Origin of the sequence: Caballeronia sp. LZ008 (genome assembly GCF_031451435.1) — a bacterium.
Classification (GTDB): domain Bacteria; phylum Pseudomonadota; class Gammaproteobacteria; order Burkholderiales; family Burkholderiaceae; genus Caballeronia; species Caballeronia zhejiangensis.
The window spans coordinates 2,676,581-2,688,547 of the sequence record NZ_JARUXK010000001.1; the positions used below are offsets into that span (position 1 = coordinate 2,676,581).

Annotated in this window: 11 protein-coding genes; all 11 read right to left on the reverse strand. The window is 60.4% G+C overall.

Annotated elements, in window-relative coordinates:
• Positions 1-133 precede the first annotated feature (133 nt).
• The 11 genes from QCE49_RS12480 to QCE49_RS12530 all read right to left on the reverse strand — a co-directional run bounded on the left by QCE49_RS12480 (position 134) and on the right by QCE49_RS12530 (position 10,454).
• Positions 134-604: a hypothetical protein gene (locus tag QCE49_RS12480; protein WP_250460722.1), complete on the reverse strand. Its 471-nt coding sequence runs from the start codon at positions 602-604 to the stop codon at positions 134-136.
• Positions 605-683: 79 nt separating this feature from the next.
• Positions 684-3,053 carry a hypothetical protein gene (locus tag QCE49_RS12485; RefSeq protein ID WP_250460721.1) on the reverse strand — a complete coding sequence of 790 codons (2,370 nt, stop codon included), beginning with the start codon at positions 3,051-3,053 and terminating at the stop codon, positions 684-686.
• Positions 3,054-3,131: 78 nt separating this feature from the next.
• Complete coding sequence (locus QCE49_RS12490; RefSeq protein WP_250460720.1) at positions 3,132-4,067, reverse strand: hypothetical protein; 936 nt, start codon at positions 4,065-4,067, stop codon at positions 3,132-3,134.
• 19 nt (positions 4,068-4,086) lie between these two features.
• Entirely contained in the window at positions 4,087-4,275 is a 189-nt protein-coding gene (locus QCE49_RS12495) for a hypothetical protein (protein ID WP_250460719.1), read from the reverse strand.
• A 65-nt stretch (positions 4,276-4,340) separates the two neighbouring features.
• A complete protein-coding gene (locus QCE49_RS12500; RefSeq protein WP_250460718.1) occupies positions 4,341-5,036 on the reverse strand; it encodes a hypothetical protein in 696 nt (231 codons plus the stop codon).
• A gap of 63 nt (positions 5,037-5,099) precedes the next feature.
• Complete coding sequence (locus QCE49_RS12505; protein ID WP_250460717.1) at positions 5,100-5,321, reverse strand: hypothetical protein; 222 nt, start codon at positions 5,319-5,321, stop codon at positions 5,100-5,102.
• A 58-nt stretch (positions 5,322-5,379) separates the two neighbouring features.
• Complete coding sequence (locus tag QCE49_RS12510) at positions 5,380-5,658, reverse strand: hypothetical protein (RefSeq protein WP_250460716.1); 279 nt, start codon at positions 5,656-5,658, stop codon at positions 5,380-5,382.
• Positions 5,659-5,726: 68 nt separating this feature from the next.
• Positions 5,727-6,080, reverse strand: coding sequence for a hypothetical protein (locus QCE49_RS12515; protein WP_250460715.1), 354 nt, complete (start codon positions 6,078-6,080; stop codon positions 5,727-5,729).
• A 167-nt stretch (positions 6,081-6,247) separates the two neighbouring features.
• The gene (locus QCE49_RS12520; protein WP_250460714.1) at positions 6,248-7,696 is read right to left on the reverse strand and encodes a TniQ family protein; all 1,449 of its coding nucleotides are present in this window, start codon (positions 7,694-7,696) and stop codon (positions 6,248-6,250) included.
• A gap of 11 nt (positions 7,697-7,707) precedes the next feature.
• Positions 7,708-8,850: a TnsD family Tn7-like transposition protein gene (locus QCE49_RS12525; RefSeq protein ID WP_250460713.1), complete on the reverse strand. Its 1,143-nt coding sequence runs from the start codon at positions 8,848-8,850 to the stop codon at positions 7,708-7,710.
• Between the two features lie 272 nt (positions 8,851-9,122).
• On the reverse strand, positions 9,123-10,454 hold the full coding sequence (locus QCE49_RS12530; protein ID WP_250460706.1) for a hypothetical protein: 1,332 nt from the start codon (positions 10,452-10,454) through the stop codon (positions 9,123-9,125).
• Positions 10,455-11,967 lie beyond the last annotated feature (1,513 nt).

Below are 11,967 nucleotides of genomic sequence, written 5' to 3' on the forward strand. Positions count from 1 at the left end.
CTTACTTCCGCGTGGGGCTGGTTCCGCGTTTCTGGTTTTCATTGGTTGCCTCACCCGCTTTTCGCTCAGGGTCTTTTTTGGTCGCGGGCCGGCCTCGCGACCATCATCGACGAGCTCTTAAAGGCCGCAGGAGTCAGCGCCGCAGTTGTATCGTCCGCCCGCGAAAAGAGCCTTGACCACCTCGCGCCGCGGCGATTTGCGGCGCCACCTCCTTGAGCAGCCCGGTCAGCCGACTCGCGAAGTCGTCGATGTCATCAACGCCCGCCCTCGGGTGGATGAATTCGCGGACCGACAACTTGGCTTTTTCGAGAATCGCTTTCGCCGCTGCATCGTTGATATCCAGCTCTGCGGTCAGTTCGTCGAGAAACCGCTCGTAGCGTTCCTCGATATGGAACTCGTCCAACTGGTCGTCCCACTCCGTCGGAAACGGGGGCTCGAGGGAGCGAAGTTCTTTGAGCTCCGCCCAGCCTGCATATCCGTACATCCGTGCGAGCAGATTAGTCGCGCCCCAGTGCGTGATGCGCTTGGTACCAATCACCCGGCGCAGCTCCTTGGCTTTCTCGTTGAACCAAGGAAAGCTGGGAGGCGAAAAGATTGAGTCCATGGCCCACCTCTGAAAATGAGCCCGCCGGTCAGGCGGGCGTTCGTGAAATGGTGCCCGGCTTCCGCCGGGCACCTCAGACTTAAACCGCCGGCCGTTGCGGGTAAGCCCCTTCGTTGGCCCTGCGAGCAGCGAGACCGGCGATGTACTCGGCGTACTCGCTGGGTTCCGAAGCCGACTCAGTGGACGGACCAGCGTTCGAACCGGCATAGATGTCGTTGTTGTCGGTCAGACCGGCCTCGCGGAGCCAGGCCTTGCCGCGCTTCTGGTCGTCGATGCGCTTGGCGTTCGCACGGGCCTCAGGCACAGAGGACCCGACCAGACCGCCGAGGTCGCCCATCGCGCGATTGCGAGCAGCCTCTGACACGAGCCGATGCTCATTGCCGGAGACATGGGCCCTATCGAGGCCGCGCTTCTTGGCAATGCGAGCTTCGCGAGCCTTCTCGTCCATCCTCATCAACTTCACCTCCAGTTCGCACTTGTCACCAACCCTACGAACATCTTCATCAACCATCCTGAGGAGAGCTTCTTCACCGTTGGGGCGCAGCCAAATCAGCTGCTTCGGGTCACCACTGAGCGGTTTCCACGAAACCCAAACCTCCCGGTCCTTCTTGTTCATTGCCTCCGCTCGGTCGTTGAACAGCTCGACCAGCGCCTCGGAAGTGAAGCGCAAACCGCCGATTCGGATAGCACCTTTCTGGCAAAGACTCCGCTGCCACGGAACGAATCGGCTCAGGGCTTCGCGATAGGTAAGCATCGTCTTCCCGTCACCCAGCCGCTGGTCTTGAAGGAAGCGGAATATCGGAGCCGGCGTGATGTCGACGCTTTCCATGCCTTCGACGCGCAGTTGCTCCTTGTTCGAGTAGAGGTTGTGGTGGGTGATAGCCAGCAGCAGGAGCTGCTCGAACCGCACGGCGGTGATGGGCCGGTCCTTACGCTTGATGCGCCGAATCAGCTTGGACAAATGGTCGTTCGCGCGGGTATAGCCGCCAGCCTCCGACTTCATCAACTGCACCATCAGCGAATTGATGGATTCGACCACCCCCTTGTAGTCACCGCGACCCGGCGGCGGGAGCATGCGCCAGAGATTCATCTCGTCACAGGCGACAACCACGACCGCTTCGGCCGCGCCAGCGCCGTTGTCGACGAAAATGCCGTCGATGCTGCCCGACACCAGACCGCTCGTATCGGTGAGGCCGAGTTCGAGCGCGCGAGCAGTTTTGTCGCTGTAGATGTTCGCGATGCAGTGGCGGAAGGCTTCGGAGTTCTCCCCCTCGATGGCGATGTAGTAGCCGACAATGGCGTGGGAATTCCGGCAGACGGCGAGGATGACAGTAATCGGGATGCTGACCAACTCGTCATCGATGAGTGCGGCAACAGGAATCTTTGCTCGGAAGCCATCGATATCGACAACGCCGATGACGCCCTGCGTGAGGTCGGTCGACTGCCCGACACGGGCAAGGTTGTACTGCGCGGAAATGGTTTTCCCGTTGCGCAGCGAACGCAGCCGGTAACGGGGAATCAGGTTCCGAGCGTGGTAGTAGAAGGCGGGCAACCGGGGCGTCATGTGCTCCGGGACGTCGGCATAGTCCTCCTCGACCATCAGGTGGTAGGCGTCTGCAAGCGACTTGCGGTTAAGCGCCCAAGTGTTCGTGAGCGCCTTCACGAACTTCTTCAGGTCGCGCTTGAGAACAGGCGTCTGGCGAAAGACAGACTCAGCCTTCCCTTTCGCCGCCGCTGCCCACTGTGAGGCGATTTCCCGCGCGTTCTTGGGCCCCGGCTTGCTCTGGAACGTACCGGCCTTCGCCTTCTTGGGGCGCCCCATCCGACAGGTGAGGTCGGCAAGTGCGCACTCGCCGCCGCCGTAATACGCGAAGCGGTGGGCGAGGCGGCCGACCTGGGTTCGGTAGCTTGCGTTCTTCCCGGCGGCCTCGATTACGTGATTGACGGCCTTGCGCCACTCGAACTCGTCCCGCACGACCGCGTCATTGAAAAGGAAGTCTTTGGGCTTGCCCTTACCACTCTTGTCGACGAAAAGCAGCGCATTGACCACCTTCATGCGCTCGTCGATGCTCCTGCGAACAGACTCGGGAAGCGTGCTCTTCGACTCCCTCATAAAAGGCGGTGCAACAGACTCGTCGCAGAGATACAAGTCAGACAACGGCGAGTCAATGGCATCGCCACGCCACTTGATAACGCGCATCTGCTTTTCAGGGCAGGCGTCCGCGTAAATCGGAATGATGTACAACTCGTTTTCGAAAGCGTCGAACGAAAGCGCCCGGTAGCGCATCGTATCGCCATCGCGCTTGCGCTTGAAGAGCGCAAAGCGGCTCAGGCGGACCTCGTCCCCAGCCTCCGGCCAACGCGCCGATTGCTCGCGAAGCAGCACCTTCAGGAGCTCCGGTTCGGCGACGCGGGGTTTCAAATCAAGGGAAGGTTCGGATGTAGACATACACCTCTCTCCTATTAGGCATACTAATCTATTGGCTCTCTCGACTACGACTGCTTAGGTGCCTCCACGGGCAGTGACTCAGTTGACGAGATACAAAGGCTTGAACGCTCTGAGTTCAGCCCGGTGGTCGAGCTGCAAGAATCCATACGCGACGCTCACAGCAAACAGATTGCTCGCGTGGTCAAATGTGATGCTCTGGCGATTCGCAGCGCGAGTCAGAACATCGCGAAACGACCCTTTGTGGCTGACTTTTTTGAGCGTGCGTGCGAAGAGGCTTGCGTCCCAATACAGGGCTGGGACGTCGTGGTCCTTCACCATCGACCAAAGCGCGCCGCAGTTGCCGTACTCACGAGCACTCACGGCATCTGCGTGGAGCAATTCCCAACTTCCGCCGCATTTCGCCAACGACTCCTGCTCCCGACGCTCGCGCGCAAGGTCCTCCTCCTTCGGGGCGTAGTCTCGTCCCTTGATTGACACGCCATGAGGACGCAGAGCCCCGGTCTGCGGACACACATAGTTGAGAATCAGGTCGATTGTCATCAAGTCCGACCGGCGCATTCGCTCCCCCTTAAACTCCGCGCGATGGTATGCATCCAGGCTGAATCGCCCTACCTGCTCGCGCAGGTCTACCACGTACGGATGGAACCAAAGGACCACTTGGATGCCGGTTTCCCCATGCGAAAGGGTCTCGTGCCGCCGCTTGGTTTTCAGGCCTGGGAGCGTCGCCCGCGTGCTGAACGACGGCGTCTTTGCCTTCAGAATCGCCTCGTATTTCTCACCATGAGGGAAACCGTGGTCGTCGTATTCAGGTAGCGCGTCGGGCTTCACCATTTCAGGCGGCGTCACAAAGGGCCGCGGCAGCGATAGGATGCTAAAGGGCTCCGCGGGGGCGTTTGGCTTCGGTTCGGCTATCGGCGGCGAATATCCGTTCTGCCATCGGCGTGCGGCGCCGAGCACCTCCGGTTGGTAGACATTGAATCTTGAGCGCGAGCGCTCAGGCGGCGAAGTTCGCATGTTCACCTCCGAGCGAGAACTATTCACGGGTATAGACGACGTGCGGATTGAACTCGAGTGCCGACAACGCTGCATGCTTGCGGTTGACTCGCATGCCAGCACTCGTTGCCTTCTTGGATGGTAGCGAGGACAGTGGCGAGCCGAAGCTGCGGCTGTCTGGCAGACTGCAGCACAGGGTCTGTGGTGTCGGAATGCTCTGCTTTTTCATGCTTGGCTCCTTGGCATCAGCGGCGCGAGAGCACGCGCTCCCGCAACTTAGGACAATCGTCCGGCTTAGTGCGTCTGCCGGAAGGTGAACGGGTGGCAGGTGTCGAGCAGGTCCATCAATGTGCTGGTGCACTTCGGCAGGTCATGGACAATCGCCCACCACCACGCTGACATCCAGTGGCCCGTTGTTAGCATCTCTTCCGTGATGCTGCGCAAGGTGTGGTCAGATGCAAGTTCACGGAAGCGCACGAGCATGTGCGTGCTGAACGAGAGGTCCATGTAGAAATATTCCTCGTCGGTCGGACGGAACTCATAGCGCTCGCGAACGCCATCAGCACGTTGAATCCAGCCAACGAACAGTGGGCGTACTACTGAGGTGTCGTCGTCCGACACCTGCACAGGTTCGATGTCTCGCACGTTCGGCCGCATCGGTAACGGCGGGCTCGACTCTTGGTCAGTCGTCTGAGTAGACTGAGCGCGACTCGACTGATTGGGCGCCGTCGCGCTCTGGCTGCACTTGCGAGCCTTGTTGCTGGCAGCGACCCATTTGGAGATACGGAGGCGACGCTCCCGTCGGTCACCCGCCGTCGGAATATCGGCGTCATAGAACATCACATCGCCCGACGGCTCGAAGTCTTCGTCGTCGTGCTCGAGGTCACCCCCAACCGACGTGCCGTTGATTTCAAGCAACAACTGCTTCCAAGGAGTGGCGTGGAAGTTGCCTCCGTCGTTCATACCGCTGGTGTCAAAACTCGGAATCATGGCGTGTGTCCTCAAAGGGATTGCCCGCGGACGTCTATGACGTCCGCGTCAGGGCAGTGTCGATTACGTGGCTTTGTGCTGCGCGCGCTCGAGCGCGGCGGAGATGCGACGCTTTTTGAACGCATTCGGCTTGGTGAGCAGCGGCCCACTCGCCCGCGCCACGACGCCATCGAACACGCCAGCGTTCAGGCCAGTCAATCGCCGGGCTTTGAACGCTGTCGGCTCCAGCGTGCGGTCGGTGTACAGCCAAGCGTGGCGACGGTTCGGGTTGCGTGTCTTCTTCATATGGCTCTCCAGTGTTGTGGCGTAGGTCCGTGTTGCTCAAGACGCGCCTTGCGGCGCTCTAGGTCGCGGCCCGTCGTTTCGACCTGCAGCGGTGGGCGCGCTTTGCAGCTTCGGTTTCGTGATGCGTGATAGCCCGGATGACAAGGCGGTTGAAGTCTTCGAATGTCAGGTTGCGGTTGGGCACCATCACCTTCCCGAGAGCCGACGGGCACGGGCGCGGAACGTTCAGTGCCATGGCTGTGGCGATTCGCGTCTGGAGGTCCTCCTGCAACTCACTCATATGCTGATGAACCAGATACCCCCGGCGTTTTGATTCGGCAGATGCTTGTGGTTTCATCACATCTCCTTTCGCGTGGGTAAGTACTTCGTTGCGAGCGCAGGCGCGGTCGACCCGCGTTCAACTGCTCAGTGCTTCGACTTGCGCGCGACACGCTGCACCCCTGATTTCGACGGTGCCTCCGGACATGTGTCGTAGACCGGGGTTTCCGGAGGCGTCCCGAAGTACAAGAGCGGCGCGAGCTCCGGATGCGTCTGGACATAACGCCTCAACCGCGAGTACGCCTGGCCCGCTTTGCGCACCTCACTCCATCGCTTCGCGTGCTGCTCGTTGCTTTCGGTCGGCAACCACCCGTTCATGTAGCGTTTCCATTCCCTGAGCAGCTTGTCTTGCGCCGCCTGGAGCTCGGCGGCAATCTGCGCCGAGTCGGCCTCACGGCCACCGCGGTGAGCCGATGCAGGTTTGTGATTGAGTTGATTCATGGTCGCTCCTCCTTCTACGAGTTGAGGGTGGGTAGTACGGGGTTCGGACGCTTCGACTGGCTCGCCTGTTGCGTCGGCTTCGGAGCCGAACCAGCGGGTTTGCGCGTCGGCGCGAAGGACGAGTCGGTCACCACGGTCGCGCGGCTGTAGGTGATGCCGGTGGCGGCTTACATAGAGGCCTGCTCGTTGAAAGCCGCCACGCGCTGCTTCCAGGCAGTCGTGGTTTCCTGAAGCCGCTCGATGGCATCGCGTGTCTTCGGCAGGTGCGGCAGCAGGTGGCGATAGTTGGTCGACATCCGATGCCCACGAGTCAGCGCGTGCCGAGTGATTCGATGCTTCCAGCCGGCGTCAACGAATCCGTTGGCTTTGGCCTTAACGTGCTGCGAAAACGAAGCGTCCAGTCGTTTGTAGTACGAATCGCTTGTGTGAAAATTAGGGACTTGGTAGCCCGCGGCAGCCAATGACTCTTCGGTGATGAAAAACCCAGCGCTGTGCGGGAGCTTGCGCATCAGCTCGACATGACTTGCGTCAGGGTTCTTCTTGAGCTCCTTCGCATAATCCTTCGCGTAGAACGTGAAATACTTCTCGGCGTTCTTCTGCTTCCAGTTAGCTTTGCGCTCACGTTGGGTAAGCCGCGTCTCCAGGCTGCGAGTCACGAGCTGGACCTTTTGGACTTCGGTCGGTATGTGCTCGAATGCGTGTTCCACGTCTTCCCACTTCGGGTGCAGGCCCGCGAGCAAGGCGATGGTCGCCGACGGTGTGCGCGGGACCATCTTGCCCTTGAAGAGGTCGGCATACGATTGGGTGCGTGCGACAACGATGCCCTTACGCTCAAGAAGCGGACGGAACCGACTGGCTTGGACGACCTCCGCGGCGCGGTCTGCTCGGTAGAAGCCGCCTTCAACGATGCCAAGCTCGACGGCACGGGCAGCGACCACGTTACCGATGCCCCCGTGATTCAGGTGCGGAAGGTAGTTCTCATCCAAGAGGCGTGAGCCGATTCGCGACATCTCAATCTCCAGTTCAGCAACTTCGGTCGGAAGGGCTGCAGCTTCCGGAATCGCTTGGAGACTACAGCCGCAGGTGAATCCCGCGTGACGGGTGTACTTCTGGTACTTCGAAAAGTCAGCGCATTGGTCACAAGGCGTACAGAGGGGCTCGCCGTGGTATCCGCAAAAGAGGTTTCCAGGAACCAAGTGGTCTCTGCGCCAGAAAGGCAACCCATCGTCTGCGATATCTTCTTCAAGGCATTTCGGACATCGGGCCAGTCGAGCCTTCACCCACTCGGTTCCCGGTCCGCTGAGCCCGAGCATTGCCATCAGTCCGCCTTGCGTTCCATGGTCAAAGTGACCGTGGAGTGCCTGCACGTTCTTTGGTGGCAGAAATCGGGTCGTCGCGGGCATAGACGAGCAGTGGCTCTTGACATAGCCGAGTGAACCGACGAGCGCGCCCAGCCCCTCAATCGTCGGTCGAAGTCCGCTCGGCCAGAGCCAATAGCGCGGGAGTAGTTGGTGCTCCAAGTAAAACAGAAGGTGCGCGAGATACATCACGAAGTGCTCGCCGGACCGAATGGACCGAGCAAACACCAATCGAAGAGAGTCCTGCAGAGTTGACATACGCACAGTCCTCAGGTGGGTTGATAGAAGTCGACGAGCGTTTCTGGTCGCAATCTGGCCACTCGCGCGATAACGGAGAGCGCTTGCGTGCCGCCGCATGCCGGGTCTGCCGTCGCGCGCGCTACTCGACGCGTGACGAAGACCTGTCGATTCGCTGGGAGCTGGCGATGGGCCGTACTCTCATTGAGCGTGCGTGCGACTCGGTCATAGGTGTACTCGGTCATGCCGAATCCCAGACGTTCCTGATACGCAGACGGCAGCGGCTCCCGCCCTTCAGCCGAATAGCGCAGGTCCGTGGTGTTGCAGCGAATGGCGTCGAGCAGCGGGCCCGGCAACTGAGCCGGCGGCCGGCCGCCGGGCGGCTTGGTTGCAGAGACCTGATTTGCAAGCAGCCATGTCCGGTCGTTCCGAGAAAGCCAGGCCCACGTCGCTGTGGCCGTGCGGCGCAGTTGGGTCCTGGTCAGCCCGGGATTTGCGGCCAGGTGCGCCCCCCACTGCGCGCGGTGAGCCATCACCGCTTCCGCGTCGGCCTTGAAAGCGATATCGGGCACGAGATGGAAGGAGCGCTGCCGAACCACAGAGTCCACGTTCGCGGCCATCTCTTCGAGCAGGATGAGAAGCACCGGATGGATTGCACGGCCGCGCGCAGCGGCGCGCACACAGACCTCCGCCACGCTGACGTTTTTCACGAGCCAGTCCTGCCGGACATCTTCGAACCCATCCGAGTAGAACCGCTTGAAAGCCTGGTCAAGAGGCACGAGGCGAACGCGTCCCTCCTGTGTCAGGAAACCGTGGCTCTCGAGTTGACCGAGAATCCTCGCCCACGGCGGACGCTGCGACCCAGGCTGCAGAATGTCCCGGACGCGCTGCGCGAAGCGCAGCGAGTTCTCACGGGCGCCGCGTGTTCGTACGTTGTTGAGCTCAACTTCGAGGAGGCTGCGAGTGCCACCGTTCCTCAGCGACGATTCGTGTACCGGGCAGCGAGTGACGAAATCGAACGCATGCCAGACCAGTCCTACGGTGAACCCGTAAAGCCTCTCGGCTTCGCATACACATTCCGGACACTGGATGTCGACCCGGTTGCCACACTGCAGTCCGGGTGAAAACCGAGGGGCAACCGTGCGACTACGGGCTCCTGTGGCGAGTTGGTCCACGAGATTGCGCGCCTGCTCGGGGGACATCCCCGTTATGTATAACGGTGCCGCGGACGCGCTCAGCACCAGTGCTGGACCGGCCCCGTAGTCGCCCTCGAACACGTCTTCGAGCGCTTGCCCTCTGCACGGCATAGTGCTTGAGCAGAGCGGACCGCGCCGGCTTGTGAGATGAGAAAGCCGTGTGGTCAGTGGGCGCCCTGTGAAGCGCGAGTCGTTCTCGACCAAACTGAGCACGGTCTGCCCGTGGACGCGAGGTAAAACGGGCCTCATGGTCACTTGGCACCTCCTAATTGCGCGTCTTCGCCACGCGGCGCAATGCAGATGAAATCGGCGTTCTTGTCGTTCGACCGAACGAGGGAACGGCTCCATTGGCACGGAAGATAGTCTGCGAATCGGTGAATATTCGAGCGACTGACTTTGCCTCGTGCCGCTTGCCTGATGATGTCCAGATACTCCACATCGAGGTGGAGGGCATCACCGGCGAACGCGTCCAGTTGCTCGCGAGTCAGGACCATGCCGCTCTTATCGGAGACCTTGTTTGCAATCCAACTGCACACGAGGGAAACGAGGTCCTCGAGGCCCTGAGTCTTTTCCCACAGTGCGCCCTCAAACCAGCCCGGGACTGCTGCACCGTAAGTAGGCGCAAGGTATCTTCTCCACGCCTGATTCGATACGCTCAGCCAGTAGGGAGAACCTGTTTTCGCAGAAAGCAATTCGTAGGCTCCAAGCGTGCGGAGCGCGTTGAACACTGCGCCCTGAGCCAGGATTTCGGTGGCGGCACCCGTCGTGCACAATATGAGAATCACCACACCGGTCGTCTGTGCCACGGTCGCGAGCATTGCGAAGAACGTCTTGGCTCGACGTGAACGAGCGTCACCCGCCCTGATTCCCGAGATAAGGATTGCGCCAAAGTTGCCGCCAATGGCCATCGAGCAGAGGACTCGAGCGTCGGGGAACTGACCGCCGCTCACCAGCCCAAGCGACTTCTGAGTCATGTTGATGCCGAATGCGCCATTGAACTCTTGCAGCGCCCAGAGAATGAGCGTTGTGGGGTCGCAGTCGGGCGGGCACGGGACATGCAAAACCGCTTTGCGGGGCGTTCTCATGAAGCCTCCGTTTCGCGTACCGACGACGGTCACCCGTCCTTTGTCGTCAAACAGATTGAGAATGGCGTTCCGGACAGCGTTGTTTTGGGCTCCCTCCTGACAGCAGATAATCATCGTGCGAGCAACGGCACCCGGCAAAGACACCGAAGCGGACTGCACAACGCCTCCGTGAGCATTTCTGAAGTAGCTGAGAAAGTTGAAGGCGCCATACAGATATGGCTGGTAGTCATAGTTCGTCACGTCCCGGACCAACGCACTGTCGTGCATGGCCCGCAACAGGCGTTTTACTGCATAGCCCAAGACCTCGTTGGGCGTATGGTCGTAAGCGTCGCTCGCGCTGCCAACCGCATGTGTTTGCTCCAGCCGGCTGCAAATCTCGGGGACTCTCGTCAGTTCTGGTATGTCATCAAGCGCAGGATTGGACGTACTTAGGGCGACCTCTGCGTCGAGTGGCGACCGGCGCTTCGGTATCGAAGGAGTTTCGAGAGCCGTGCTCATGCGTCCTCCCGTCGAATCCCGTGCACGGTGAGGCGCGCTCTGTAGGTATCGCGCAGCACTCGGCGAGCCCTCATCAACGCGTACACAAAAGAGGTGTCGTCGCCATATCCGCAGTAGACCCGACGCTCCTGCCGCCTCTCGTAAAACTTAGCGAGACAGCGTAGGGTCGCGAGCGCGGCAGAATCTCGTTGCCGAAGGAGACCCGCGCTGCTCAGGGCGTTCGGAGACCACTTCGTCCGCAAGATATGCAGAAGGTCACCGGGACCTCTCGAGTCGAACAGTTCGTCTAAAGACGGATTCGGGTAGGTTGACCGCGGTATGCGTGGGCGCCCCTTGGCAATGTGCTCGACGGCCCTTTGGAGACGAAGCGTTTCGAGGTGAGCAAGAAGCTGTGTCCCCGATGGGTGCGGGCCAAGAGACAGCGGCACGAAGGCAAAACCAACGCTTTCGCTCCGAGCATTCTTCCGGCGCTCGGCCCTGTTGCCCAGCCGTGGGTCGAATTTCCGAGTCAGTGCCGTTGCGTCCTTCCTGAGGGAGGGCAAGCGGCCCCAAGAAATCGCGGAAATGTGGTCCCAAGGCCGCGAGTAATTTAGCAGATGAAAACGTCCAGGTGCCAGCGCTTCGCGGGCGACGCGAGGGGGCAGATGGGTAAGACCAGCGCCGCCGATACGATTTTGCGGCACCGATTTGGTGCAAACAAAAGCGGGAGCATAGGTCGCACGGAGGGCGACCTGGACGTCCACGTCATTGATAACAATCACGATTTTCTCCACAGGTTGCTTTGAGATGAGCGCGCGTCTCCCCGCTGCCTGCTAAATGCGGGCGTGCGTGTTGACAAGCCTGTCGACCTGTGTGAATATCCGCGATGTCAAGGCGCGTTTCCTCTCACAGGAAGCACGGCAGGAAGGGGGACGGTTCCAGCCGTCCCCTTTTTCCGTTTACGGGCTCGTAATCGTCAGTCGGGGCCAACCCCGCTGTTCGCTACTCGACTTCCGTTACATAGGTTCTCCTGTTGTTCTGATGCCGCCATCTCTGCGGCCCTTGCTCAATTCCGTCTCTCGACCCTCGGCTTCGCGCCGCATGCAGCGCGAGTGCTGCGCCGTCCGAAGGCGACGCGAATCACGTCTCGCCGCCCGCATTCAGCTGATGCCTGCAAACCGGTGAACGATTGAAGCAAGGCTAATCGCCTTGCTTCACTGCGACCTTCATGGCATCCAGCGAACCGCTCGACGAACCAGGCGCGGTCATGCTGCCTTTGCACTTAGCGCGTTCAGCGAATCGACCTCAACCTAAAACGCTGCACTACACACGGTTGATTGAGTCATCGAAAGGGTGAGTGCGCAGACTACCCGGCAATCAAAAACCCCGCAAGCACCGAACGTCGACTTATATCGATTCCCACGCCGTTTTAGACGTAAGCGGTCCATCTTCGACGTCTGGCAGTGAGCGACAGTAGCGAGGAGCATAGGTGTCCACCTATCTTGAGGTGGACACCTATGACTGGCATGGACTC

Bases quoted from the DNA above. Each gene is read 5' to 3' on its own strand.
- QCE49_RS12480 (WP_250460722.1), bottom strand. From the start codon at position 604: ATGGACTCAATCTTTTCGCCTCCCAGCTTTCCTTGGTTCAACGAGAAA.
- QCE49_RS12485 (WP_250460721.1), bottom strand. From the start codon at position 3,053: ATGTCTACATCCGAACCTTCCCTTGATTTGAAACCCCGCGTCGCCGAA.
- QCE49_RS12490 (WP_250460720.1), bottom strand. From the start codon at position 4,067: ATGCGAACTTCGCCGCCTGAGCGCTCGCGCTCAAGATTCAATGTCTAC.
- QCE49_RS12495 (WP_250460719.1), bottom strand. From the start codon at position 4,275: ATGAAAAAGCAGAGCATTCCGACACCACAGACCCTGTGCTGCAGTCTG.
- QCE49_RS12500 (WP_250460718.1), bottom strand. From the start codon at position 5,036: ATGATTCCGAGTTTTGACACCAGCGGTATGAACGACGGAGGCAACTTC.
- QCE49_RS12505 (WP_250460717.1), bottom strand. From the start codon at position 5,321: ATGAAGAAGACACGCAACCCGAACCGTCGCCACGCTTGGCTGTACACC.
- QCE49_RS12510 (WP_250460716.1), bottom strand. From the start codon at position 5,658: ATGAAACCACAAGCATCTGCCGAATCAAAACGCCGGGGGTATCTGGTT.
- QCE49_RS12515 (WP_250460715.1), bottom strand. From the start codon at position 6,080: ATGAATCAACTCAATCACAAACCTGCATCGGCTCACCGCGGTGGCCGT.
- QCE49_RS12520 (WP_250460714.1), bottom strand. From the start codon at position 7,696: ATGTCAACTCTGCAGGACTCTCTTCGATTGGTGTTTGCTCGGTCCATT.
- QCE49_RS12530 (WP_250460706.1), bottom strand. From the start codon at position 10,454: ATGAGCACGGCTCTCGAAACTCCTTCGATACCGAAGCGCCGGTCGCCA.